The organism is Sodalis sp. RH22, from assembly GCF_047324165.1.
Taxonomy (GTDB): Bacteria; Pseudomonadota; Gammaproteobacteria; order Enterobacterales; family Enterobacteriaceae; genus Acerihabitans.
This window is the reverse complement of the sequence record NZ_CP178731.1, coordinates 2,385,522-2,410,537: the sequence shown is the minus strand read 5'-3', so window position 1 is coordinate 2,410,537 and position 25,016 is coordinate 2,385,522. Positions and strand designations below refer to the sequence as shown.

Sequence of the window (25,016 nt, the reverse complement as noted above, 5' to 3'; positions counted from 1 at the left end):
ATGGCAGCTTTTTATCCCCGCATGCAGGCCACGGCCACTCGGTTGCTGACGAAGTACGGCAAAACAATGTCCCTGGAGCGCGCGGGTAGTGCAACAACCGACCCGGTCACTGGTGACGCAGTGACACAGCCGGCGCAATCCTTACCCGTCATTGGTGTTGTGCAGGACTTCAATCGAATCGAAGTAGACGGAACCACAATTCTTTCCAGTGACAAAAAAGTCACCATTACCGCGGCAACAGCTCCACTTATCGGAGACATGCTGCATGACGGTACAACAAAGTGGCGGATCATCAATATTAGCGACAAAACACCGGCTGTCGTGACGCTCTGCTATCAGTTGCAAGTGAGGCGCTAATGGGCTTCTCTGCGTCGATAGGCAAATGGGCTGGAGAAACAATTACTCGCACCGAGAATGTCGGCAAACAGGCAGCCATAGCGTTATTTCGAGGCGTCATACTTGATACGCCGGTCGATACAGGGCGGCTGCGGGCTAACTGGCAGGCCACTGCTGATTCGCCAGTATTCAGCCAGCTTGCATTGGATGATAAAGACGGCGCGCAAACTGTCGAGAAAATGACTACGGTCGTGCTTGCACAGGGCCAGGATTTCACAGTCTACATGACAAACAGCCTGCCTTATGCCCAAGTCGCCGAGTACGGTGAGTGGAAGGACAAAAACGGCAACCCAGCTAATGGTCCGCACACTATCGGTGGTTACTCCATTCAGGCACCGGCCGGTATGGTGCGCCGCAACATGACCCGCATCAATACCAACCTCAACAAGGCTATGTTACTCGTTAAGTGAGGCTACCCCGTGAAGGACATTTCCTCTGCTCTGCGCTCGCGCATGATAGCGGCAGCCGCCGCGTTGTCTTTGCCGGTAGCTTGGCCGCTTGAATCATTCAATCCTCCTGATGGTGACTACCTGCGATTTTACTTCACCGCGGCCGGAGACAATGCGCTGTCGTTCGGTCAAGGCGGGCTTGATTCCATATCGGGATTTATGCAGGTGGATGTGGTTTGCAAAATCCGCGCCGGTGTCAACGGCGTAATGCTCTCTATATTCGACACGCTGCGGTCGCAATTCAAAATTGGTACCGTGCTTACCTACAACAATACCCGCGTCACTATCAAAAACCGCGACTACACCGATCCGCAGTCTGTTGATGGCTGGGCGGTCGCTCATCTGACGTTCTACTGGTCATCATACGAAACACGGAGCTAAAAATTATGGTTATGCTAAACGTGGCCGGCGCCAAGCAGGTCGATTATTACATCGTTGCCGAAACCGTTGAAGGCACTACTCCGGTGACACCTGCATTTAAGCGCATCCCGAAAAAGCCGGGTGAAATTACGCTTACTCGCGATGAATTGAATTCTGAGCAGGTGCGCCGCACCCGAAAGGTTTTATTTTCAGGCCGCGGCTCTGAGAGTTCCACCGGCACGCTGAATACCGAGTTCGCATACGCCGATTTCGATCTGCTACTGCAAAGCTTGATGTTTAACACCTGGGCCGGTGATGTGCTGACAATCGGAACGACCAAACGGCCATTCACGCTGGAGCGCAAGCAGTACGACATCAATACGCTGCGCCGCGCCCCGGGTTGCCTGGCTAACTCCCTTGCGCTGACAGCCGCACCTAATGCCATTGTTTCTGCTGATTTCGGCATCATGGGTGCGACGGTACTCTATAACCAAGCGCCAATCGCCGGGGCAACGTATTCAGAGCCCGATAATAACGACCCGTTCGACTCCACCGGCGAATCGTTCACGCTGACCGCGACGATCAAGGTTAACGGTGTCGCATCGAACGCCGTGACCTCCGTATCTCTGAACATGGACAACGGCATTTCTCATGCGCATGTCTACGGTCAGCGCTCTGTTGCTGCTAGCGGCTCAACTAACGCGGCCACGACCGGGTCTATCACCTTCCTCTACCAGAATGAAGACCTGTCGCAGATGTTTTACGACCATTCAGATGTTGAGCTGGAATTCACCCTCAGCGGCCAGGGCGGGGCATATACGTTCCTGTTACCGCGCATTAAGTTTACGTCCGAAGCCATTGCCGAAGCTGATGCTTTCCAGGCGCTGACATTTGATTTCACCGCTTACGAAGACAAAGATACCGGCATTCTATTGCAGATCACCCGCGCCCCTGTCGTTCAAGGCTCATAACCTGATAGCCCGGTACGCCGGGCTGCCCATGGAGATTTAAATGAAATTAAGCGATTTCGCCACGCGCACCGAAGCCAATGAAGGCAAAAAGCTGTACCTGCTGCTGCCTGATGGTACGCCCACCGAGGAATATTTGCTGGTTCGTGGTGTGGACAGCGACGAATTCCGGGCCGCCAAGACCGCCGCAAGCCGCGCTGTGTTCGAGCTGACCCAGGAACAGTTAAAAGATAAAGCGTTCGTGCATAAATTCGATGAGGAAAACGAATTCAAGCAGTTTCAGGCAATGATCATCGGCTGGTCATTCGATGAAGAATTTAATGCCGCAAATCTGAAATCATTGCTCACCGAATCCCCCTATATCAAGGACCGCGTCAATAACTTCTCGGCCAACCGGGCGGAGTTTTTCAAAAAAAAGCCGCCGGTCTCGTCCAGTACACCGGATACCAGCGAAAACTCGACAAGCGGCAAAAAGACGGCAAAAGCCTAAGAGAGCACTATCAGGCCGCGATGAAACTCGGCATCACGCCAGATGCCATGGTTAACCCGCCAAGTCTGCCGGATGGCTCTGGCTATCTCTGGGGCTGGTTCATCGACCTGATGCGCGGGTCGGGCGGCGAGCTGACGTTTTCCGAAGTGAAAGCCTGGACGGAGTTAACCGGCAACCGGCCGACCCCAGCGGAAGTCGAAATCATTATGGACATGGCCTTTGAGGTCATGAAGGACATACCTAAGTTATAAAATCCATTTAAGAAATTTTCAAAAGAATTCTAAAATTTTGATAAAACGCATTTTTTCCCAATCACTTTCACTCGATAGTAATTCTTAAATTTATTAAGTGGGGGTGACATGAAAGTAAAAATAGTTGGCGTAATCGGCAAAGGGGATTTCGGTAAAGAAACTGTCACTATGCAAGTGCTAGAAGATTGCGATATAGTAAAATATGTGATTTTCGATAACACATATAAAAATAATGGGAATATTTCTGATAAATATAGACATTCTTACTGGTTCCCAAGTAAGAAAGTTAAGGCAGGAGATGTCGTCACGCTTTTAACTCAGACTGGAAAGAATACTGAAACAAAATTACCTGATGGAACCCCGGTTCACATGTTTTATTGGAATCTTCGAGAAGCCGTCTGGAATGATGATGGTGATATAGCCGTCTTACTTGAAATTGCCGATGGGCAGGCTTTCCATGTAAAATAGTGTAAGTTAATTAACAGATTAGTATCTGCATACAACCCACTCCGGTGGGTTTTTTATTACCCGGAGATAAGCACATGACGCAAGAAACAGCCGGCTTAACCATCAAGGTTACGCAAGACGGTGTTGCAAAGGCCGCTGATGCGCTTAATGATTTGACGGCGGCGGCCGTCAAAGCGGAAGGTGTGGCCAGCAATCTTGCGTCAGAATTCGCCTGTACTGACAAAGCCGCTCGCGCCGCTGCGGCCGGCGGTTCTCTGTATCAGCGCCAAACTGAGCAAATGAATCGCAGCAATGCTGCCGCAAGTAAATCTATCAACGGCGTAACGTCTGATTTAGCTTCACAACAAGCGGCTTTGCAATCTCTTCTTGGCAAGATTGACCCAGTGGTTGGAGCATATGGCCGCCTGGATGAAATGGAGAAGCAGCTTAAGGGATTCAATGCATCCGGTCTGCTCGCCGATGATGATTATGCCGGTTATGCCGAAAAAATTAACACCTACCGGGTCCAGTTAGAGCAATCTGCCATGGCCGCAACCGCGGGCCATAAAGCTGAAGCCGCGGCAGCGCGAGAAGCTGCCCAAGCGGAAATGAAAGCTCAAGCGACCAAAGAAGCTTTCATCGCAAGCCTGCGTATGCAGTCTGAAACCATGGGCATGACCACTGCCGAGTTGCTGCAATACAAGGCCGCTCAGCTTGGAGTTACCGCGCAAGCATCGCCATACATCCAGAAGCTCTACCAGCAGGATGGCACCGTTAAAGCGGCAACGCTGAGCACTAAGCAGTACGCCCAGGCAATGCGCATGCTGCCTATGCAGATGACCGACATCGTTACCTCCCTAGCATCAGGCATGCCGGTATGGATGATAGCCATCCAGCAGGGCGGGCAGATTAAGGATTCGTTCGGCGGCATCGGTAACGCTGCAAAGGCACTGATCAGCTATATCAATCCTGTAACGATTGGTTTGGGTGCGCTCGCCGGGGTCGCGGTAGCCGTGGCTCTTGCCTATAAGCAGGGTAGCGATGAAACCACTGCTTTCAACAATGCCATAACTCTGACCGGCGGCTATGCGGGTAAAACATCCGGTCAGCTTGAGGATATGGCAAAGTCGATAAACTCATCTATCGGCACTACCTCAGCGGCAGCTAAAGCGCTGACATCGGCGTTATCTACCGGCGCATTCAGCGGCGACTCACTGCAAGAAATCGGCAAAACCGCTGTAGCCATGCAAGTGACTACCGGCAAGGCGATTGATGAGTCAATAGCCGACTTCAAAAAACTATCCGATGATCCGCTGCAAGGCTCGGTAGCGCTGAACAATCAGTACCATTATCTGACCCAAGCGGTTTACGACCAGATTTACGCTCTCCAACAGCAGGGCAATACCCAGGCAGCGCAGAAGGTTGCCGAAGATGCCTATGCCTCAGCCATGCAAAGCCGCGCTTCAGCCATCCATGACAACCTAGGATTCATTGAGAGCGGTTGGCAGGCCGTATGGAACTCCGCTAAAGGCGCATGGGATGCGATGCTGGGCATTGGCCGCGAGAAGTCGCTCTCTGAATTGCTGTCCGAAGCGCAGAAGACGGCGAACGGTTACCAGATGGGTAAACTTACCGTCACTGGCGGGCCGCAGGCGCAGGCGAATGTATCCATCCTGCAAAGAGCGTTAGATCTGCAAAAAGACGTTACTGGCGCGCAAGCCATAGGCCGGGAAGAACAAGACCAGGCAATCAAAGCACAGGGTTATGTAAACACGCTGACCGAACAGTCCCTCAGCAACGCCCAGAAGCGCACCAAGGAACAACTCGCGCTGACGCGCGCCATTCAGCAGGGCGCAAAAATCAGCGCGGCAGAAGAGGCCACGCTTCGCAAAAACATTGATGACCGATATAAAGATCCAAAAACACCGAAGGCCAAAGCTGTTACCGACGACCAGGCCACCAGGACGCTGTTGCAACTCAAGGAACAGCAGGCAGCAATGGAAGGTGAGGTCGCAGTAAATGACAAGCTGACGAAGGGGCAGCAGGATTTAGTTTCCTTCAATCAACTTATAGCCGATTTGAAAAACAAGCAGATCCTTACCGCTGACCAGAAAAGCCTTTTGGCGAATGAGTCGGAATTAAGGACGCAATATGAAGTAAATTCCGCGCTGTCGGTTAGGGTAAAACTCCACGCCGATTTGCTGAAGCTTCAAGAGCGTACCGCGCAGCTCAACGAGTCGATGGCGTCGGCTTATAGCGGGGCCGGGGATCAGTACCAGCGGCAACTTAACGCCTACGGCAAGGGCGACAAGGCTGTCGAGCGCACGGATAGCACGGCCAGCATCTACAAGGAATACCAGCGCTACCAGGAGCAGCTTGATAAGGCCACGCCGAAAGAACTATTAGGCTCGGATGCTTATAAGACGGAAACGGCCAATATCAAGACCCAGCTCGACGCCCGTTTGCAGCAGCAAAGCGATTATTATGCTCAACTCGATGCACTTCAGGGGGATTGGACGAATGGTGCCACCGCGGCGTATCAAAACTATATCGACTCTGCGAAGGATATCGCCGGCCAGACGAAAGAGGCTTTCACCAACGCCTTTGGCAGCATGGAGGAGGCATTGGTTTCGTTCGTCACTACCGGAAAGCTAAGCTTCCGCAGCTTCGCAACGTCTGTGCTTGATGATATGGCGCGGATCGCCATTCGTACCGCTTCGTCCTCGGCGCTTTCCAGCATATTCGGATTTGTGGGTAGCGCTGCTTCAGCTTATGCCGGTGGGACAACCGCGAGCACCGGATCGGCGGGGGCTTATTCAAGTGCTGCAAATAGCAGCCTTAGCTTTAATGCCAAAGGTGGCGCGTATGATTCCCCGGGCCTCAGCGCCTACAGCGGGCAAGTGGTCAGCAGGCCTACCTATTTCGCGTTTGCCAGTGGCGGCGGCGTTATGGGTGAGGCGGGGCCGGAAGCGATCTTACCACTCACCCGCGATTCGAGTGGCTCCCTGGGTGTTCGGGCAAAAGGCGGTTCGGCAGCAGCAATGACGTTTGCTCCTACCATCACATTGACTGTCGATCAACGCGGCAATGACAACGACCAGCAGCAGCAAAACAACACCTCGCTTCTGAAGGGATTGAGCAAGTTGATGGACGCAAAGTTGGCTTCTTTCAAAATGGAAATGACACGGCCTGGGTTCAATTAAGCGGAGCATGCTATGTACGAGTTTAAATGGATACCAGACCAAGAGGGGACGACCGCTAAGGCTCAACCAAAGATCCGCCTCGTCACCTTCGGTGATGGGTACGAGCAGCGGCAGAAAAATGGGATTAACCACGATCTGCGCAGCTACTCGTTGTCCTTCACTGGCGATGCCGACTACATTAAGGAAATACTTGATTTTCTCGAGGATAGAGGCGGTGTTGAGGCGTTCATCTGGAAAGCGCCGGATAAGTGGATCAATCGCACTTTCAAGGCCACGGATTGGTCATACCCCCTGAACGGGATATGGGAAACCATAACAGTGACTGTTCAGGAGGTGGTGGCTTAGCAGCGAAGCGGATCCGGTTGTTTATGAAGATTCCTAAACTATCGCATATACCTTCTGGTAACGATCATGCAGCGATTAAGTCAAACATAGCCTTTATCATGATGCTAAATGGTTGACATCGTGCTTTAAACGTCCACGAACGTGCATGCAAATAACACAAAATGAACGCTCATGGACTTGCGGGGATTACAACTGAGGTAATACACTGCGTATAGATAGCAAGAGCTATCGTATCTGGGATGGTTCCATTCTAGACGGGTATTCGTTGGAGAAATTTATGATTATTGGCATCACGGCGATGGCGGCGACTTTTGCATCCTTGCTATCTGACGCGCAAGCGGCAGTTTTTGGTGCTTTCAAACCTCTCGTGGCAACGGGCTTTGTTAGCCAGAGGGTTATGACAGTTGAAGATGCATTTGAGCGTTGTCAGCGTATTCGATTCTACTCTGAAAAGATACGAGCATCGGCAGACGAAGGACTTGCACACCTAGCGGCGATTCGATCTGGTGAGATTAATGTTAGAGATTTGCCAGAAGGTTTTATCTTAACGCTGGCCACTCTATCCGAGTCGACAACGAATGGGATTAACCTCCTTAATGATATGTTTGACCAAGCTGAAAAGTCAGAGTTTTGGGTAGGACATGTCACCATGCTAATGCCCATCAGACGTGAAATGTTAAGAAACTTGGCAGTTTTAAGAAATTGTGCCAACCAGATTTCTGTTGAAATCATACAATCAAATGAAATTGTTGATAACTCAAAAATTATTGATGATGCACCTTTGGATTCAAATGTCAGAGAGTTAATTCGGAAATCACATTTACTCCTAAACGTAGGGACGCCTCGTTGGTTATAGCATGGTATATGTCAGCATCACTGACGGCTTAAGAAGCGATCAAACTGCGCAGTACTTTGCGAGTATGCTTGCAAAGAATCTGTCAGGCCTGCCGTCATCCCCACTTTTTGGCGCAAGAGGTGGGTTCGAGCGCAACCGAGCCTCAGTCGAAGCAGGTATAGAAAAATTTCATATACGAATGCCAAATACCAAGCCATGGGCTTCGAACATTTCATTGAGTAGAAGGACCAGCAATAATTACCTTGTATTTGCTCGGCATTTCTATAAAGATAATTACTATCAAATACTTGCACTTATATCCCCTAATGCACACCAGCGCATTGATGACATGCTACCGGCACTTATTGAGTTGGCTGAAAAATATTTCATCGAACTATCTGATAACGAACTGGCAAACCTTCAGCACTTCACTTGTTAAATGACGCATTTTGCGTTTCTTTGCGTCCCCCTGGTGATATGCTGTTGCGAAATGTAACGGGCGGGGGAAGGGCGTGAAAAGACTGGCCATTGTTGTATTGGCTGCTATTACTCTTGCGGGCTGCAATCCTAGCGGAAGCGATGCCGTCAGAGTTGCAAAAACAGAGATGTCATCTGGCCTTAAAGATCCGGATAGTGTGCAATTCAGAGATGTATTTTTTCATCCAGATAAAGAACAGCCAAAATCAGGGACCAGCGGGTATGTATGCGGGCAATTGAATGCAAAAAATTCTTATGGAGCATATGTAGGTTTTGAAAGATTTTACATTCATATTTCAGCCAAAGCTAAATGGTTAATGCCTCTTCTGGGTATTTCATACGATGTTGGTGATGCAGGGATGGTCGATGACGGTGATAAGGTGCAAACCAGACTCGATAAACTGTTAATGTACACAGCAAGATGCGAAAAATAAGGAAAATGTAAATGAGAAAAATTATATTTTCATTCATCATTCTACTCCTGTCATCTTGTGCTACGGTGAGTGATTTGCGGGAAAACGCCCCGATAGTTACCGGAGAAAGTAGTAAGTCATCAAGCGATTATGCCGCTTGTGTTGCCGCGAAATGGGGTGAAACTCATTATACAGTTACCTCAGTGCCAATAAAAAATGGCATTGCCATTATGTTGCCCAACTCGACGGCAGGAGTTGATGCAGTAGTTGATATTGTTAATGTCGATAAAGGTGTATCGTATAAATTATATGAGCGCGCTCCGTCACTGACACCGAAACGGATAGACGACGCCATAACTAGCTGCAAATAATAAATCTCATCAGCTACAAATATAACCCGGCCACCGTGCCGGGTTTTTTTATGGGAGTAATTCATGCGAGACATCCCGGCGTCAATGCGAATTGATGTCACACAGATAGAGCAGCCTGCGGAACTGGATTTATATGAAGTCGATCTAACAGAGTACGGCGGCGATATCTACCGATTTCATTCCGGCATGAATGAAAGGTTGCAACCGGTTGTATGGCAGGGCCATACATATCAGCCTTATCCGGTAGAGGCGTCGGGCTTCGAGGTCAGCGGTACTGGTACCAGTAACCGGCCAACGCTGACGCTTGCCAATATCAGCGGCCTTATCACCGGTATCAACCAAGATTATGACGACGCAGTGGGCGCCATTGTTACCAGGCGGCAGGTGTATGAGCAATACCTCGACGCGGTGAACTATGCCAACGGTAATCCCCAAGCAGATCCGACGATGGAGGCCGTGACGCGTTACATCATTGAGCAATGCTCCGGCCAGCAAACCGAATTCGTTACATACACCCTATGCCTACCAAGCGAGAGCGACGGCGCGCTGTTGCCTACGCGCACTATCCTGGCGGACGTCTGCCCCTGGGTATATCGCTCGGCAGATTGCAGCTACACCGGCGGCGCGGTGGCTGATGAGTTCGACGTTCCGACATCGGACATCAGCAACGATAAATGCGGCAAACGCTTAAAATCGTGCAAGTTACGGTTCGGTAGCGCTGGCGTCCTCCCGTTCGGCGGCTTTCCGGCAGCGAACAAGATCAAATAGCAGGCTCCCATGATAGAAGATGACATTTTGGCTCACGCCTCGGCTTGCGCTCCGGCAGAGTGCTGCGGTTTGGTTGTGTCCGGCGAGTATTTCCCGTGCCGCAATATCTCCTCCGATCCCAATAATTATTTTGAAATCGACCCGGTTAGCTGGGCGGCAGCGGAGGACAAAGGCGAAATAGAAGCCATTGTCCACAGCCACCCTGGCGGCGTGCCATTTCTCAGTGAGGGCGACCGGGTAGCTCAATTTCAGTATGGGATGCCTTGGTGGCTAGCTTGCGGTGAAACCATACGAAAATTCCGCCCCGTGCCGCCTCTGCTGGGCCGCAAGTTTGAACATGGCGTGATGGACTGCTACACGGTCATGCGCGACGCCTATCACTTGTGCGGCCACGATTTGCCCGACTTCGAACGCCCGGATGATTGGTGGGAAGGTGAGCAGGATTTATACATCGAAAACATGGAGGCTGGCGGGTTTTCCCGGCTGGCTGATGATGCTGAAATTCAAGTCGGTGACGTTTTCCTGATGTGCCTGGGTACCACTGGCCAGAACGTCCCGAAAGCCAACCATTCCGCCATCTACATTGGCGATCAATTCATCCTACACCAACGGCCAAACACACTCAGCAAGCGCGATGTTTACGGCGGGTATTGGCAGCGATTCACTCATTCAGTCTGGAGATATAGCGCATGGCAAAAGTCAGATTTTACGGGGATCTCAAACGATTTGGCAGCGTCTTCCAGCTTGAGGTAGATACGGGCGCGGAGGCAATTCGGGCGTTGCTCTTCCAAATCCCTGGTCTGCGAAAGCACCTTAGAGAGGGTCGCTACAAGGTTAGGGTGGGTGAGAACAAGCTCGACATGGACACGCTGGAGAAAGGCATGCATGTGCGGCTGAAACAAAATACTGAAATCAGGATCACCCCGGTGGTAGCCGGCGCGAAAAATGCCGGCCTTTTCCAAACCGTACTCGGGGCGGCCCTAATCGCAGTCGGCGTGATTGTCGGCGGAATGTCGTTTGGCCTCGCAGCGCCAATAAGCGCAGGCCTGATTTCAGTAGGTATCGGCCTTATGGCCGGCGGCGTCGCCCAGATGCTAACCAAGACTCCAAAAACAAACTCGTCCTCATCCAGCACAGACAACGGCATAGCCAACAACTATTTCTCATCACTTGAGAACGTAGTCGGTCAGGGTGATCCGGTGCCGCTGCTCTACGGCCGCATGCGCGTAGGCTCGCATGTCATTTCCCAGGGCATTACCACTGATAAAACGGAGTAGCGCATGGGCGGCAGCAGTAGCGGCAGCAGCAAAACAGAATCGGCGACTGAGAAGCCCGATAACCTGAAATCACTCCAGCAGCTAAAAATAATCGATCTGATATCAGAAGGGCCCATTTACGGGCCAGTGGACGGGCTTAAATCTGCTTATCTCAACGATACTGCGGTTGTCGATGCGAACGGCAACGAGAATTTTACCGGCGTCGCTATGAGTTGGGTGAGCGGCACCCAGGACCAGGCATATCTCCCCGGCTACTCAGACGTTGAGAACGAAATCGGCGTCAGCACCCAGCTTGTTTATGCGACGCCAATTGCGCGCACGGTGACGGATTCGGATGTAAACCACATTCGCTTATCTCTGGGCGTGCAGTCGCTGCTACAGCAAAACGGTAACGAACTTGGGTACGCAACGGTCAACATGCTTATCCAGGTACAAAACACAGCGGGTGGCTGGGATACCGTTAAAACAGTTACCATCACCGGCAAGACCACGTCGCAGTATCTTGAGGCTCACGTCATTGACGCGCCGGCGCACTCGCCCTGGTCGTTCCGAGTCTCTCGTGTTGAGGTAGATAGCACGTCGAGCCAGTTGCAAAACTCGACCTATTTCAGCAGCTACACCGAAATCATTGACGCCAAGCTGGCTTATCCCAACAGCGCGGTTATCGGCACCACAATTCAGTATACCGGCCAGTTCAGTGGCATCCCGACACGCACCTATGACATGAAGGGGCTAATCGTTAAGGTGCCGGACAATTACGACCCGGTGGCACGGACTTATTCCGGTATCTGGCTGGGCACTTTTAAAAACGCCTGGACGAACAATCCGGCATGGGTTTATTACGACCTGGTCACCAATACCCGGTATGGCTTAGGCAAGCGCCTTGGGTCATTTGGCTGCGATAAATGGGCCTTGTATGCCATTGCACAATTCTGTGACGCCCTGGTAGATGATGGTTTCGGCGGACAAGAGCCGCGCTTTACTTGCAACACGTACATCACGGACCAGCGGCAGGCTTATGACGTGCTCTATGATTTAGCGTCAAGCTTCCGGGGGATGCCAGTCTGGGATGGTCTGCAGATGACCGTCGTTCAGGACAGGCCCAGTGATCCGGTGTGGAATTATACCAACGCTAACGTGGTGGATGGAACGTTCAAATACGCCTCCAGCGCCCGCAAGGCGCGCCATACCGCTATCCAAGTGGAGTGGGTTAACCCGAATAATGACTGGGCCTCGGATTTTGAGTATGTCCCAGACGATACGTTGATTGGACGCTATGGACTGAACGTGACGAAAGTCACCGCGTTTGGCTGTACGTCAAGGGGACAGGCTAACCGGGTAGGGCGGTGGATCCTCAAAACGGAGCAACTCGAAACCCATACGGTAACGTTTGATGTTGCTCGTGAAGGTCTCAACAATCTTCCCGGTGATATTGTCACCGTCGCGGACAATGGTTATGCCGGTGCTCGCATGGGTGGCCGCGTCATAGCTTTTTCAGGGACGTCAGTTACGCTTGATGCGCCAGTTGAGATAGCATCAACAGAAACGGCCTACTTCTCGTATCTGAACGCCTCCGCTGAAATGGTGAAAATCCAGATCAACGCGCCGGTGTCAGGGGCTGTTATTACGCTGCATAGCGCGCCGGCGGGCTTGAAGAAGTGGGGCATCTTCACTATTTCAAAAAGCAGCCTGGCAACCAGGCTTTTCCGCTGCCTGGCGATAACCGATAACGTTGACGATGGTACCTACAGCATCACAGCGCTGGAGCACAACCCGCATAAACAAGCCGAGGTAGACGAGGGCGTCTTATTCGATGACCCAACCACAACGCTTTACGGCAGCTCCATACCGGCCCCGGAACACATTTCTATCGATGACTCTGTGGCGAATGACGTTTACCAGATCCGCATTACCTGGGACACGGCAAAAATCTACACCGGCATTACTTTTAATCTGAAGCTGGTGCGCCATGACGCCGGCGGCGATGTGGTTGTAGTCAGGGCCAACACAGCGGACATGGAATATACCGTGGGTAACCTTTCCCTGGGTAGCTATACGGTTTATCTCCGGGGCATGAACGCTGCCGGCCAGCTCGGCGAAGAGGCCGAAGTCGATATGACCATTGGGCCGCCGTTGGCTCCGTCCTCTTTATCGCTCTACAGCACCAATTTCAGCATTAAGATTGTCCCGGTTGTAAACGGCGTGGTGACGCTCGGCACCCGGTATCAGTTCTACCGCGGGGCCAGCCAAAGCGAAGCCTTGGCAATGGCGAATTATGTCGGGCAGGGGTACGAATTCCTTGATGATGGACTTAAGCCGCAAACAACATATTGGTATGCGGTGAGGGCATTCAATAATGTCGGTAAATCAGCATTGGTAACTGGCAGCATCGCTACCAAAAAAGACGCCACTGACATCATGACCGTCATCAGCGACGCCATACCTGATATTGAATGGGCACGAAATCTATCACAGGAAGTGGAGACAAACACCTCGGCTGTAGGGCTGCTCAAAGACCACGCCTATCTCGTCGTGAATAACGAGGGCAGGGTCTCAGGGGTGGCAATCTCAACCACCCCTGGCGCTTCGGTGGTCGACATTCTGGCAGACTATTTTGCAGTTACCGACCCCGACACATTGCAGCGGAAATTATACTGGGATGGCACAACAAACAGGCTGGTAGTGAATGGTGAACTAAACGCTATCGCGGGTGTATTCCAAAACGTCACCATTAGTGAAAACTGCGAAATTCTTGGGACGCTAACCGCTGCTCAAATATCAGGAGGTACCGCAGCAAACTCCAGTATGGACTTGTCTGGAGTAACGGACCCAGACGGCTCATCCGTGCACACGGGGAATTTCTATAAAACGCTGACGGCCAATCCCTACGTCAACCGGGTATTAACAGTTGTTGGGCCAATGAGTATAGGCGTGATCGGCGCGGACGGTGTCGGCTCATTGCAGGTAGACATTTTTGCAAATGAGACTTTAATTGGCACGGCAACAATTGCATCGCGGAAAATAAATGAAGTTTATATACCAGCTAACGGCGCATTCGGCGCTTCAGTATATGTGCCCATTGGGGTCGAGATGACTATACGGATACTGGTAACCAAATCACAGCGCGGAACTATGCTTGCTGGCCCAGCATTATTATCCGCATGTCGTGATACCGGCGGCGATTGGTCGTAAGAAATTAACTAAATATACCCGCTCAGGCGGGTTTTTTATTGGAGCAAGCCCATGACGGTTATCTCAGGCGTTTTAACTGCGCCCGACGGCAGCGTATTACCTAACGTCAGCATTATCTTGAAAGCGATCTCCACGTCTTCGCAAGTCGTTGTGCAGACAGAATCAACAACTGTAACCGGTTCGAATGGCGCATATTCCATATCTGCCAAAGTAGGCGAATATCAGGTGTCGATTTCTGCCTACGGGCAACCGACGGTTTCCGTGGGTAACATTCAAATCTTCCCAGATTCAGCTAACGGAACATTAAATGATTTCCTGACCACGCCCGGCGAAGATGCATTAACCCCTGTTATTGTGGCCACGGTCGAGAGCATGCGCATTGCTGCTCAGTCAGCGGCCACCGATGCCATTGCTGCCCGCGATTTGGCACAACAAGCAGCGGCACATGCTGAAGCTGTCACCGATGGTGGCGCCACATATGCGTCGGACGCTGCCGGTCTTGTTGCAACCACATCAGGCCAGTACTTCCGCGTTCCGCAAGGAGTTGGCGCACAGGCGAGTTTTAAATATTTCCTGAACAATGACGGAGTTGCGGTAGAGGTAGCCGAGGCTGTGGGTAAGGCTGCGGTGGACGCTGTGGCGGCGAGTGTGAGTGCAATAAAAACTAAAACAGACGCGTTGCCAGCTGATTTTATCGGGTTCCAAATCGACGCCAATTCAGTGGCCCTTGGCGCTTATGATCCAATAACTAAAAGACTCGCAGGCATTTTACGCAATAATGGTAGATTAATTGAATTAAACAATTCAGATGGATTATATTACGAAGTTTTAACCACACCAGAAAATCAACTCATAGCGCTAGGGACTCCGACCAAAGCGCCAGCTTTTGTTCAGGGGGAGCAAGTCTGGCGCGCAGTAGTTGATAACACGACGAAGCAAATGGTTGAGGCGTATACAATCAAAGGCGGCCATTTCATTAATAGCGACAGGGGGCTAGTGAGGGCAAACGATCAGTATTTTGGTACTGGAGGTTCCACTCCAGTCGCCGATACATTGCCAATTTACGGTACGCAGGGATCGGCGTTTATTTATCCGTATTCTGACACTGTCCCTATAGCATTTATATTTATACATTTTGGACAGTCTATTAGGCGCGGCTTCGTCCCTACTGGCGCAAATGATACGTTAATTGCCAGTGTTGCAACCTATCCAAATAATGCGTTTATGTTATCTGGGGGAGTCAGGCGGGATGGCGCACGGACCACTACGCTCGTTCCATTAGTTGAAACATCTGTTGCAACAACCGGTGGCGCAGACATGGAAACGCCGGCCAGTGGTTGTGCTAACCACTTTATCCGGGATATGGCGGCGGCAACCGGCATTACACCGAGAACAATAAGTATAGTCTGTGCAAAGGATGGGCAGACATATGACACCTTGAAACGCGGAACTGCAAATTATCAAAATATGCTGAATGCCGTCACTGACGCTACAGCCGCATGCAAGGCCAAGGGCTGGTTGCCAATCTGTCTGCTTGTGGATCATGAACAAGGTGAAACCGACGAAACTAATAACGCTCTGAGAGCGGGAACGCGTGAAGCGTCATTGAAGCAATTTGAAAAGCAAGCATCGAGCGATATAGTGGCAATCACAGGGCAAAAAGAAAAACCTATATTTTGTTTGTCGCAGATTGCTTATGTAAATGACACGGTAGACATATTTAGGCAAGAGTATATAAGGATGGCTGTAAATAACCTACATGGAGTGGGAAATTTTAGAGTTGTAAATACGTTGTATCAGTACCCGACGAATGCCGTAGATGGATTGCATATGACGTGCGCAGCCATGAATCAAAGTGGCGCGAATATTGCGAGATACATAATTCAGGAATGGTTTAATCAAGGTAACGCTGGGATGTTACCCAGCAGCGTCAGATGGAATTCGCCAACACAAATAGAGTTCCCTATACCATCCGCCACAGATTTGATGCTGAATACAGCGATTATAAATCAAACAACACTGGTAAATCATGGGTTCAATTATACCGATGAGTCTGGAACGCCTCCAGCTATTGCTAGTGTCGGGGTATCGAGCAAAAGTATCTACGTCAATTTAGCATCAGCGCCAACGGGAAAATATGGCAGAATTGCATATGCCTGTTCTAAAAGCCCATTGCAAGCCGGAGCGACATTTAGACCTAACGGCAATCAATTAGGGGCAAGGGGCAGTATAAGCGACAGCGGTAACTATGTATGGTTATATGATTCTTCAGTAAATCTTTATAATTTTGTCCCCGCATTTCAAATGAATACTTATTGAGGTTATGAAATGAGACTATTAATTACAAATACTGGACTTGTTAACCCCCTTTTACCCGTTTATAACCCCTCTGACGCGGAGTTGTCAGTAGCGGCTCTAAATCCTGCCGTATGGGCAATTGGTACTGCGAGCTATATTAAAAATGGGCTATTGCAAAAGGTTTCTGCTCTGGCAAATCGCGTCAATGGGAGTTTATTTAATGCAGTAACAGGACTCGAACCTGTCACCGCTTCTAATGCGGCTGGAGTGATTGGCATTAATTTTTCTGGAGCAAATGGGCTGATTGGTGATACTGCCGTCATACAAGATGCAAACATTAACAGCTATGCATTTTTAATTAAATTGCCGAGCGGTGCCTTATCTTCCTCACCATCGCAGCGTGTCGTTATAGCCACCTCAGACGCAAGCTTTATGGGAGTAGGGATTAATACGACTGGATCCGGCTCCTACCCAGTTATCTTTCGTGCAGGCACGACAAATCAGTTAGCATTTACGGGATTAAATATGGGAACAACTGCACAATTTGCAGTTGTAATTATATCTGTGAATGTAACGACAAGTACATGCCGCGCCATCTGGAAAACGGCTACAGGGACCGGTAATCAAACAGCGGTAAGCCAAGCTTTAGTGGCATACCAAACTAGTAATAAATTCAACATCGGTGCGGGTTTAGCTGACGGGTCGTCGAGCGTGTTTGCCTCAATTATAGCTGAAGCATTATTTTTCCCAGGCCTATATCTGGGAGGGACCACCGCCGAAACGACCGTTTTAAATTACCTCTATGCGAAAGTAGCGGGTCTTTCATAGACTAATATGCGTATGGCGCTCAGGGGTGATAGGTAGCTCACAACCACTTGTATTTAAATATTTCTATTTTTGTACCAATCATATTCAGCATGCAGCCATAAGCAAATCATAAATATTTCAACTATTAGTAAAGAATATATTCCTTGACTCACATTATAAATCAAGCCAATAAAAGATAATAGGGCCGCAAATCTAATTGTAAATTTCATTATATATTGAATCATAATACAAATCCTATGCATTTATCAATAAATGATGGGTGCTATTAATCATGCTTTAATCTTGAAAATATCCGAGACTAATAATTCGCTACCAAGATCATTCAAATGTTGCCCGTCGTAATAAATAGTTTGTCCATTACTTAATATTCTACAACCGTTTTTGTTACAAAGGCTTTCAAATGGGTCGATTACATGCGATTGAGGACTTGAAAGAGAATCTATGAACATATTTATTTGCACGTGAGGTGGCCTGTATTGCGTAGTGAATTCCGAAAAAGGCATTTCATTTTCTATCATTGCATGAACTTTTCTTCTTAACAAAATCTCATGATTTATTAATGAATCTAAAACATTGAAACTTATAAATGGTGCATCTTTTATTATATAAACTTCCTTTCCGGCAGCCCTCAATCTATCAAGTGATGAAGACATTCCTAATTCAAGGGCCTCAATTCCTTTTAAATTATTATTTTTCTCTGATACATAACCTGAGGATATGCTTTCATTTTCGAAACCAGCAGACCAGTATCCACCTACGAATACCTTTTTTATGTTTTTATTGCCTATGATGAAATTTAATGTTTCTTCATTAAACTTGGAGCACTCGTATCCATGATTGGGATAAGCAGTGGCATTTCTGCGCACACCAATTAAGAAAGGGCAGGACGATTTTGTTATCTGATATACTTTCAATTTATTCTGTTTAGCATAAATATCTATGCCGGCTCTTAATGCTGCTGCGTGGCTATCACCTATTAAGGCCAGCCCTTCAGATGAATCATCCATGGGTATGCATTTAGAGTCTCTAGAAAATGATGATACCCCATAGCCAGCTAAGCACGTATCTTTCATGCTTTTTAATTTAAGGCTTTCAGAAGCAGTAATATTATCATTTACTCGACTAGGAATTCCGTTTTGATTAAAAACTAGAATTAGAGGAACCAATAGTATAACGCAACTCACTAAATACATTAAAACTGTTTTCCTTGCAGACTTCTTTTTGTTTGACCTGAAAGGGCTTTCAATATATTTATATGATAGGCATGAGATGGCGAAAGTAACTGCGCATATCACCAAAGCTGCCGGTACTGATAGATCATTTTCAATACTAATCCTAAAAAAAGACAGTATTGGCCAGTGCCACAAATACCATGAATATGAAACTAAGCCTATATTCGTAAGTAGCTTGTTTCCAAGGATTATATTGCTTAATGAACCGTTTCCTAATATTATTAAAAACGTTCCAACCACAGGAATGATTGCAAGTGATCCAGGAAACACAGTTTTATTATCGAAAAAGAAGACAGACAGACCAAGCAAAATCATCCCTGTCGTAAAGAATAAATTCTTGAACCGCAAATTATCTTCATCTATTAATTTATTCTTCAATATAATAGCAAGAATTACCCCTACTCCCATTTCCCATGCGCGGGTAGGTAAAAGGAAAAAAGCAAATGATGGGTACATGTTTGTGATAATAACACTTGCTGATAATGATATTGCAGTAATGGCGGAAACAATTATTAATATGTTAATTTTACGTCTTGCTAAAAAAGTGAATATTATGGGCAAGAATATATAGAACTGCTCTTCAACTCCTAATGACCATGTCATTAATAATGGGTTCAAATCGGCGTTAGGCGAAAAGTAATCCAATCTATGCCATAACGCTATATTTGGCACGCTAAGTAGGGTGGATATAGAAAAATAAGAAAAATCCTTTAGTTCTAATGGCGACAAGTAAAAATATGCTATGGCGGAACAAATTATTAGCATAAATATAAGGGCAGGGGCAATTCTTCTTATGCGCCTCATATAGAAGTTATAAAAAGAAAAACTATTTGTCATTACTTCACTATAAATAATTCCTCCAATTAAAAATCCTGAAATCACGAAAAATACATCTACCCCGATGAATCCACCTGGGAATATAGACATCCCAGCATGAAAAAAAACAACAACCAAAATGGCTATTGCCCTCAGTCCATCAATATCTTTTCTATGCTTTTTTGTATCCGTTGCTAAAGCATCAATCATAAGAAAACCTCAAAATGCCGTAAAGAATCTTAATGATAATGTAAAATTAATTACATATTGCGGTTTGAGCTAATCAATGTAAAGAAGTGTTTCAAAAAAATAAGTAACACACCCGCAAATCTAAATCTCCCCACCGCTCAACACCCTACGATTTACCGCCTCACTCGCCCTTCACAATCTGCTGGCATCATGCTTATACTGTACAAAACAACAGTAATGATCCATTTGAGTATGCGAACATGATTTTTTATCGGGCCGTTGAACTTGCCGAAGTAATTCCCCTCCCACTTTTTTTGGAGCGGGTGCCCGCTGGCTTTCCCAGCCCAGCCCAAGATTACATTGAAAACCGTATAGATTTAAATCAGTTATGTGTGAGCCATCCAGCCGCCACCTATTTCGTCCGGGTGACCGGCGATTCGATGATCGAGGGATTTATCAACGAGGGCGACATGCTCATCGTGGACAGCGCCCTCACGGCACAGCATGGGCAAATTGTTATCGCGGCAGTAGACGGCGAGTTTACCGTCAAGCAACTGCAACTCACCCCGACGCCACGCCTATTACCCATGAATACGGCTTATCAGGCCATCCCAATCCGTTTAGAGGACAACGTCGAGATATTCGGCGTAGTGACGTTTATCATTCACTCGGCACCCTGACCATGTTTGCCCTGGCGGATGTGAACTCATTTTATGCATCCTGCGAAACGGTATTTCGTCCAGATCTGAAAGGTAAGCCCGTCATCGTCCTGAGTAACAATGACGGCTGCGTGATTGCGCGCTCGGCTGAAGCAAAGAAGCTCGGCTTCAAAACCGGGAACCCTTTTTTCGAGATTAAAGACATCGTCAGGAAACACCACGTGCATGTGTTTTCCAGTAACTATGCTCTGTATGCTGATATGTCCAACCGGGTTATGACGACACTCGAAGAGATGGCCCCGTCAGTGGAGATTTACTCCATTGATGAGGCTTTCATGAATTTGTCGGGGGTCAGCAACTGCATGAGCCTGGAGCAGTTTGGCCGCGATGTCAGGGAACGGGTAAAGCAGCGCACTAAGCTCACCGTGGGCGTGGGCATTGCCCCGACCAAAACTCTGGCGAAACTCGCCAACCATGCTGCCAAACAGTGGACACAGACAGGCGGAGTGGTAGACCTTTCATCATCGGTCAGGCAACGAAAATTAATGGCCCTGGTGCCTGTAGAGGACGTTTGGGGCATTGGCCGGCGCATATCGAAGAAGCTTAATGCTATGGGGATTTATAACGCTCTCCAGTTGGCAGACAGCCACCCGCCATTTATCCGAAAGCATTTCAGCGTTGTGCTGGAGCGCACCGTCCGGGAACTCAATGGCGAATCATGCATGCAGTTGGAGGAGTTCGCACCCACTAAGCAAGAGATAGTCAGTTCGCGATCATTCGGTGACCGGGCAACCACCTATCAACAGGTAAGGGAGGCTATCTGCGCATATGCTGAGCGCGCAGCGGAAAAACTGAGGGGCGAGCGGCAATACTGCAAAAAAATATCCGTATTCATCAAAACAAGTCCGTTTGCGGTGGATGAGCCCTATTATGGCAACCAGGCGACCGGAAGTCTCACCATCCCGAGCAATGACACCCGCGACATTATCCGCGTCGCTATGGAGTGCCTGGACAGAATTTTCTTGCCTGGCATGCGCTATCAGAAAGCCGGTGTGATGTTGGGGGATTTTTATAGCATCGGAGTAGCGCAGTTGGCTCTATTCGATGAATATAAACCGCGGGCCAACAGCGAAGCGCTCATGCGTGTACTGGATGGGATTAATCACTCTGGGAAAGGTAAGGTCTGGTTTGCGGGGCAGGGCATACAGCAGGCGTGGCAAATGAAGCGGGCGCTTCTCTCGCCGGCGTACACGACCAGATACAAGGATTTGCCGATCGTGAAAGCAAAGTGATGCAACTCAAACGACAGGGTTATCGATGCGTTTGATGATCCCTGCGTTGTCGTTGTGAATATTCCCCACGGCCTTAGCGACAGGGTGAAAAGAAAATTCATCTGCCGGTATGGCGAAATCATGTGCCAGTTCTTCGGCGCGTTCCGGCGTTATCTCGGGTGATAGCCATTCGAGGGAAGCCTCTCTCGTCATAACCAGCGGCCGGCGGTCATGGATATCGACCAAGCCCTTGTCACTGGCCGCAGTGACGATAACAAATCCATCGTCATCCGGCGCATCCAGGGCGTCGGGATGAAATCGACCTATAGCCGCAAAGAATATAGGAGCCTTGCTTTCATGATAAATGAAATACGGCTGTTTAATTTTTGCGTCGTCCGGATCTTTCTTCCATTCGTACCCGCCGTCTGCCATGACCAGTGCGCGCCCAGTATTCCAAAGTGGCTTAAACATGCGCCCCGTAGCCGCCGTCTCGACGCGCGCGTTGATGAGGGGAGGGCGGCCAGCTTCTTTGGCCCAAGCCGGCTGATATCCCCACATTACGGGGTCGAGGTGCAATTTATCATCGCGCTGGTTTAACAGTAGAACGCGGGTGCCTGGCGCAACGTTGTAGCGTCCGATTGGCTCGCCATCGAGGGCGCCAACGAATTCGACGTCAGGCTTAAGTGATTCGAGATATTGTTCTCTGGTTTCTATCTGGGCAAATCGGCCGCACATGATGGTTATCTTCGTTGCAGGGGGGATCTTAAGTTAAGTATAGGCGGGAGTTTGATGATAATCCGGTGATGTGATGTGATGGGTGGTGACATATTAGTGACGTAACTGTACTGTCAGAGTAGCGTCAGCGATATGTCAACGTTCGCCTAATGTCACTTGTGAACGCAGATTAGGCCAGTTAAAACAATGTGTTAGTTGTACCCCGACGTTCTTCTAAGCCGTAGGTCACTGGTTCGAATCCAGTAGGGCGTACCATTTGGATTCAAATTATCCGCTGTGATACTGAACACGCTGCGAATCAATGGACGATACAGGTGCGTAGCCGCCGCCATAAATTTTGCTTTATACCTGGTAGCGGTTGACTCTTATAGGTTTCCGCATCCCCGCGAGTCACCCACGATACTGCCCCGCGGTTCAATGAAATCACAGTGCCAGAACCCGTACCGCTATTTTGCGCCATTGATTCCCCCCATTAATAACGGCAAGACTAAATCCAGCCAATGCCACACCGTGGCAATGTATAAAAATTACAGGCAGTCAGCCCACATCAAACTTTCAGCTTCTTGCATGATATCGGGATTATCCCGTCCTGCCGCTAAAGTAACGCTTATGCTTGAAGCCTGCATTCCGATGGCTTGATTTTTTTGTAAAAAACATCTAAAAACATCATGTTGTAATATGTTATTAAACAAAAAGACATGAGTGTTATCCATTTATAGGTGAGCTTATGGATATAAGCATTTGATATAAATGTATTTTTAGGTCAGCGGTACTGCGTTTAGGGACGGGTTTTCTTCGGCGCAGAAACTAAAAAATGGGGTATCAACGCGGGTTTGTTAGGAACAGTAAAAGCAATATGCCAGTCTCTGGAATAGGGAGGTAAAATTGTCTGGTAAATCCCGGTGGATAAAATTCATATGTTTTATGTGCCTGATGTCTTGCTTTTCACAAGCATTTGCGAACGATTTGGATCTCTATTCATTAGATACCGCCTCCTTTGCGTATCACATTTATGCCCCGAAGGAGGGGGATAACCAGTACTTTAAGAACCAACTGGTTGCCATAGAAAGAAAAGTGCATAAAAATTCGGATTACAGTTTTTTTGCCGGTACTTTTATCAATAGTGAAAGTAATAGATGCGTATTGCTGGGTATGGGAAAAAACTGGGTAAGGCGCAACCAGTGGAGCTTTGAAGGGTTATACGCCTACGCGGGGGAGTTTGTATTTACGCCCTTTGAGCGTTGTGGCGATGATGGGTTCTACCAGGATATTAAACGGGCAACGGGTATAGGCTTCGCTCCCTATATATATCATGGCGTTAAGTATGATGTGAATAGCCATGTCAGTGCAAGGTCGGGGATTCTTCTGCCTGGTATTGTTGTCATAAGCCTACAGCTAAGATTTTAATCGTGAGGTTAATCGCGCAGGTCTGGTCGACATCTCCGCGTCATTCAAAATGATGCGGAGGTGTTCATGCGCTGTCCATCGTATCCCAAGATGTTTAATAACCAGGGCTCCCGCCTGAGGTCCGTTTTTTCCGGCGACAACGGCCAAGGCAGGCGGGTTCACCTGCTTTGTCTTGTGCAGGGTGTCCATTCCAGCGACTATTATGACTGGCGGCTACAGCCGCGTTTTTTTATTGGAAAATGTCGATGCGACGGAATAGCCTAATTAAGAAAGGCAAAAGCGTCTCTACGGAAATAACGTAGCGGAAGAGGCTGAATAAGATCCTTTACAATAAATAGGCGACAATGTTAAGCCAAAGAATAAGGCGTTTGCCGTGCTCGAGGCAGACGCTGTCTCCTTTCACCACCCACATAGGTTTTCCTCTTTGCCCATCGGGTTGCCGAGTTCAAAACGCATCCTATACGCAACGGCAACATCACGTTTGCAATAGGTTAACCTTCTACAGAAAACTGCGTTGCCGGTAACGTCAGGCGGCAGATGCACCATCGCGTGCCGCCGGCGAAGACATCGTCTATAATGCCATGGTTTTGATGGTAGGCAGTACAGGATTTTGTGGGTAATATCGTCGGATGTTGCTTGATAACACTGAAAAACCTTTAGGCTTTTAGCCCGTTTGGCGAAACCACTGCGCAGGGCTGTGGCGGCTGTGCTTCACTACCGGCCATAGGTTTTTAACGGCGGTCTGTAAATGATTTTCGGCATGCCAGCCAGCCAGCGGTGCAGCGACAATAAAGATGATTATACTGGTAGCACGACTCTTTTTACTTTGGACACAGCCATGAGCAATTATGCACTAATACAAAAGGCCTATGAAGACTATATCATTTCGCGCACACATTATTGGGACCATCTCCATGGCGCTTTACGCGGTTTTGTCCCGGGATTCCTCGATTATTTAGGTATTGAAACAAACCTTTTTTATCTTCCTGATGGGTCTGAAGGAAGTTATATCGCCATCGGCGAGGGGATAAACAAGGAGTTCTTAGTCAAGGACGCCCAGGAATTAAACAAGTCGAAAGAGTTGTCTATCGCTTTTACCATACGCATCGCATTAGAAGACACCAATGATAAAAGCAACAACTCTTATTATTATTTTGCTTGCAAGTTTTTGAAGCGAAATGATAAGTTTTTTTTCTTTTTCACCGATCAAACCATTGGTGAAGTGAATGTGGATGTGAGGGAGGATGAGACCGGGGAGTTTAATCCGGTTTATAAAAAAATAGTAGATAACCTTTTGGATAAGCTGCATACAAGCACCCTAGTATAAAGAAGCGCGTGC

The 25,016-nt window shown here is 48.6% G+C and carries 26 protein-coding genes; 23 read left to right on the top strand and 3 right to left on the bottom strand.

The window, feature by feature from the left end:
• The 19 genes from ACL2XN_RS10975 (at position 1) to ACL2XN_RS10885 (ending at position 17,368) form a co-directional block, all read left to right on the top strand.
• The gene (locus ACL2XN_RS10975) at positions 1 to 357 is read left to right on the top strand and encodes a hypothetical protein (protein WP_413730798.1); all 357 of its coding nucleotides are present in this window, start codon (positions 1 to 3) and stop codon (positions 355 to 357) included.
• Positions 357 to 806, top strand: coding sequence for a hypothetical protein (locus ACL2XN_RS10970; protein WP_413730797.1), 450 nt, complete (start codon positions 357 to 359; stop codon positions 804 to 806). Before ACL2XN_RS10975 ends, ACL2XN_RS10970 begins: the two co-directional genes overlap by 1 nt.
• A 9-nt stretch (positions 807 to 815) precedes the next feature.
• Entirely contained in the window at positions 816 to 1,226 is a 411-nt protein-coding gene (locus tag ACL2XN_RS10965; RefSeq protein ID WP_413730796.1) for a phage tail terminator-like protein, read from the top strand.
• 5 nt (positions 1,227 to 1,231) lie between these two features.
• Positions 1,232 to 2,176, top strand: coding sequence for a phage tail tube protein (locus ACL2XN_RS10960; RefSeq protein ID WP_413730795.1), 945 nt, complete (start codon positions 1,232 to 1,234; stop codon positions 2,174 to 2,176).
• 40 nt (positions 2,177 to 2,216) lie between these two features.
• Positions 2,217 to 2,663: a phage tail assembly chaperone gene (locus ACL2XN_RS10955; protein ID WP_413730794.1), complete on the top strand. Its 447-nt coding sequence runs from the start codon at positions 2,217 to 2,219 to the stop codon at positions 2,661 to 2,663.
• 20 nt (positions 2,664 to 2,683) lie between these two features.
• Complete coding sequence (locus ACL2XN_RS10950) at positions 2,684 to 2,914, top strand: hypothetical protein (protein ID WP_413730793.1); 231 nt, start codon at positions 2,684 to 2,686, stop codon at positions 2,912 to 2,914.
• 108 nt (positions 2,915 to 3,022) lie between these two features.
• Positions 3,023 to 3,382, top strand: coding sequence for a hypothetical protein (locus ACL2XN_RS10945; protein WP_413730792.1), 360 nt, complete (start codon positions 3,023 to 3,025; stop codon positions 3,380 to 3,382).
• 74 nt (positions 3,383 to 3,456) lie between these two features.
• Positions 3,457 to 6,564, top strand: coding sequence for a phage tail tape measure protein (locus ACL2XN_RS10940; RefSeq protein ID WP_413730791.1), 3,108 nt, complete (start codon positions 3,457 to 3,459; stop codon positions 6,562 to 6,564).
• 12 nt (positions 6,565 to 6,576) lie between these two features.
• A complete protein-coding gene (locus tag ACL2XN_RS10935; protein WP_413730790.1) occupies positions 6,577 to 6,909 on the top strand; it encodes a phage tail protein in 333 nt (110 codons plus the stop codon).
• A 277-nt stretch (positions 6,910 to 7,186) separates the two neighbouring features.
• Positions 7,187 to 7,765 carry a hypothetical protein gene (locus tag ACL2XN_RS10930; RefSeq protein WP_413730789.1) on the top strand — a complete coding sequence of 193 codons (579 nt, stop codon included), beginning with the start codon at positions 7,187 to 7,189 and terminating at the stop codon, positions 7,763 to 7,765.
• Between the two features lies 1 nt (position 7,766).
• Positions 7,767 to 8,183: a type II toxin-antitoxin system YafO family toxin gene (locus ACL2XN_RS10925; RefSeq protein ID WP_413730788.1), complete on the top strand. Its 417-nt coding sequence runs from the start codon at positions 7,767 to 7,769 to the stop codon at positions 8,181 to 8,183.
• 73 nt (positions 8,184 to 8,256) lie between these two features.
• Positions 8,257 to 8,655, top strand: a complete 399-nt coding sequence (locus ACL2XN_RS10920; RefSeq protein WP_413730787.1) for a hypothetical protein — start codon at positions 8,257 to 8,259, stop codon at positions 8,653 to 8,655.
• A gap of 11 nt (positions 8,656 to 8,666) precedes the next feature.
• Positions 8,667 to 9,005 (top strand): hypothetical protein, encoded by a 339-nt coding sequence (locus ACL2XN_RS10915; RefSeq protein ID WP_413730786.1) that lies wholly within the window; start codon positions 8,667 to 8,669, stop codon positions 9,003 to 9,005.
• 63 nt (positions 9,006 to 9,068) lie between these two features.
• A complete protein-coding gene (locus tag ACL2XN_RS10910; protein ID WP_413730785.1) occupies positions 9,069 to 9,773 on the top strand; it encodes a phage minor tail protein L in 705 nt (234 codons plus the stop codon).
• Between the two features lie 9 nt (positions 9,774 to 9,782).
• On the top strand, positions 9,783 to 10,526 hold the full coding sequence (locus tag ACL2XN_RS10905) for a C40 family peptidase (protein ID WP_413730784.1): 744 nt from the start codon (positions 9,783 to 9,785) through the stop codon (positions 10,524 to 10,526).
• Positions 10,463 to 11,050 (top strand): tail assembly protein, encoded by a 588-nt coding sequence (locus tag ACL2XN_RS10900; protein ID WP_413730783.1) that lies wholly within the window; start codon positions 10,463 to 10,465, stop codon positions 11,048 to 11,050. The genes ACL2XN_RS10905 and ACL2XN_RS10900 overlap by 64 nt, the downstream gene beginning before the upstream one ends.
• Positions 11,051 to 11,053: 3 nt before the next feature.
• Positions 11,054 to 14,242, top strand: coding sequence for a host specificity protein J (locus tag ACL2XN_RS10895; RefSeq protein WP_413730782.1), 3,189 nt, complete (start codon positions 11,054 to 11,056; stop codon positions 14,240 to 14,242).
• A gap of 51 nt (positions 14,243 to 14,293) precedes the next feature.
• Positions 14,294 to 16,561, top strand: a complete 2,268-nt coding sequence (locus ACL2XN_RS10890; protein ID WP_413730781.1) for a prophage tail fiber N-terminal domain-containing protein — start codon at positions 14,294 to 14,296, stop codon at positions 16,559 to 16,561.
• A 9-nt stretch (positions 16,562 to 16,570) separates the two neighbouring features.
• On the top strand, positions 16,571 to 17,368 hold the full coding sequence (locus tag ACL2XN_RS10885) for a hypothetical protein (RefSeq protein WP_413730780.1): 798 nt from the start codon (positions 16,571 to 16,573) through the stop codon (positions 17,366 to 17,368).
• Between the two features lie 269 nt (positions 17,369 to 17,637).
• On the opposite strand, the gene ACL2XN_RS10880 is transcribed toward ACL2XN_RS10885, so the two are convergent.
• Entirely contained in the window at positions 17,638 to 19,626 is a 1,989-nt protein-coding gene (locus ACL2XN_RS10880; RefSeq protein ID WP_413730778.1) for an acyltransferase family protein, read from the bottom strand.
• A 239-nt stretch (positions 19,627 to 19,865) separates the two neighbouring features.
• Here ACL2XN_RS10880 and umuD point away from each other — a divergent pair, with 239 nt between their 5' ends.
• Together umuD and umuC are read left to right on the top strand one after the other, a co-directional pair.
• Positions 19,866 to 20,285, top strand: a complete 420-nt coding sequence (gene umuD, locus ACL2XN_RS10875; protein ID WP_413730776.1) for a translesion error-prone DNA polymerase V autoproteolytic subunit — start codon at positions 19,866 to 19,868, stop codon at positions 20,283 to 20,285.
• Positions 20,286 to 20,287: 2 nt separating this feature from the next.
• Positions 20,288 to 21,556 carry a translesion error-prone DNA polymerase V subunit UmuC gene (gene umuC / locus ACL2XN_RS10870; protein WP_413730775.1) on the top strand — a complete coding sequence of 423 codons (1,269 nt, stop codon included), beginning with the start codon at positions 20,288 to 20,290 and terminating at the stop codon, positions 21,554 to 21,556.
• 6 nt (positions 21,557 to 21,562) lie between these two features.
• Here the strand turns inward: umuC and ACL2XN_RS10865 are convergent, their stop codons facing one another.
• Together ACL2XN_RS10865 and ACL2XN_RS10860 are read right to left on the bottom strand one after the other, a co-directional pair.
• Complete coding sequence (locus ACL2XN_RS10865; protein WP_413730774.1) at positions 21,563 to 22,270, bottom strand: SOS response-associated peptidase family protein; 708 nt, start codon at positions 22,268 to 22,270, stop codon at positions 21,563 to 21,565.
• A 527-nt stretch (positions 22,271 to 22,797) separates the two neighbouring features.
• Entirely contained in the window at positions 22,798 to 22,983 is a 186-nt protein-coding gene (locus tag ACL2XN_RS10860) for a hypothetical protein (protein ID WP_413730773.1), read from the bottom strand.
• Positions 22,984 to 23,155: 172 nt separating this feature from the next.
• Between ACL2XN_RS10860 and ACL2XN_RS10855 the strand changes: the two genes are divergently transcribed.
• On the top strand, positions 23,156 to 23,677 hold the full coding sequence (locus ACL2XN_RS10855) for a hypothetical protein (protein WP_413730772.1): 522 nt from the start codon (positions 23,156 to 23,158) through the stop codon (positions 23,675 to 23,677).
• A gap of 748 nt (positions 23,678 to 24,425) precedes the next feature.
• The gene (locus ACL2XN_RS10850) at positions 24,426 to 25,004 is read left to right on the top strand and encodes a hypothetical protein (RefSeq protein ID WP_413730771.1); all 579 of its coding nucleotides are present in this window, start codon (positions 24,426 to 24,428) and stop codon (positions 25,002 to 25,004) included.
• The last annotated feature ends 12 nt before the right edge of the window (positions 25,005 to 25,016 follow it).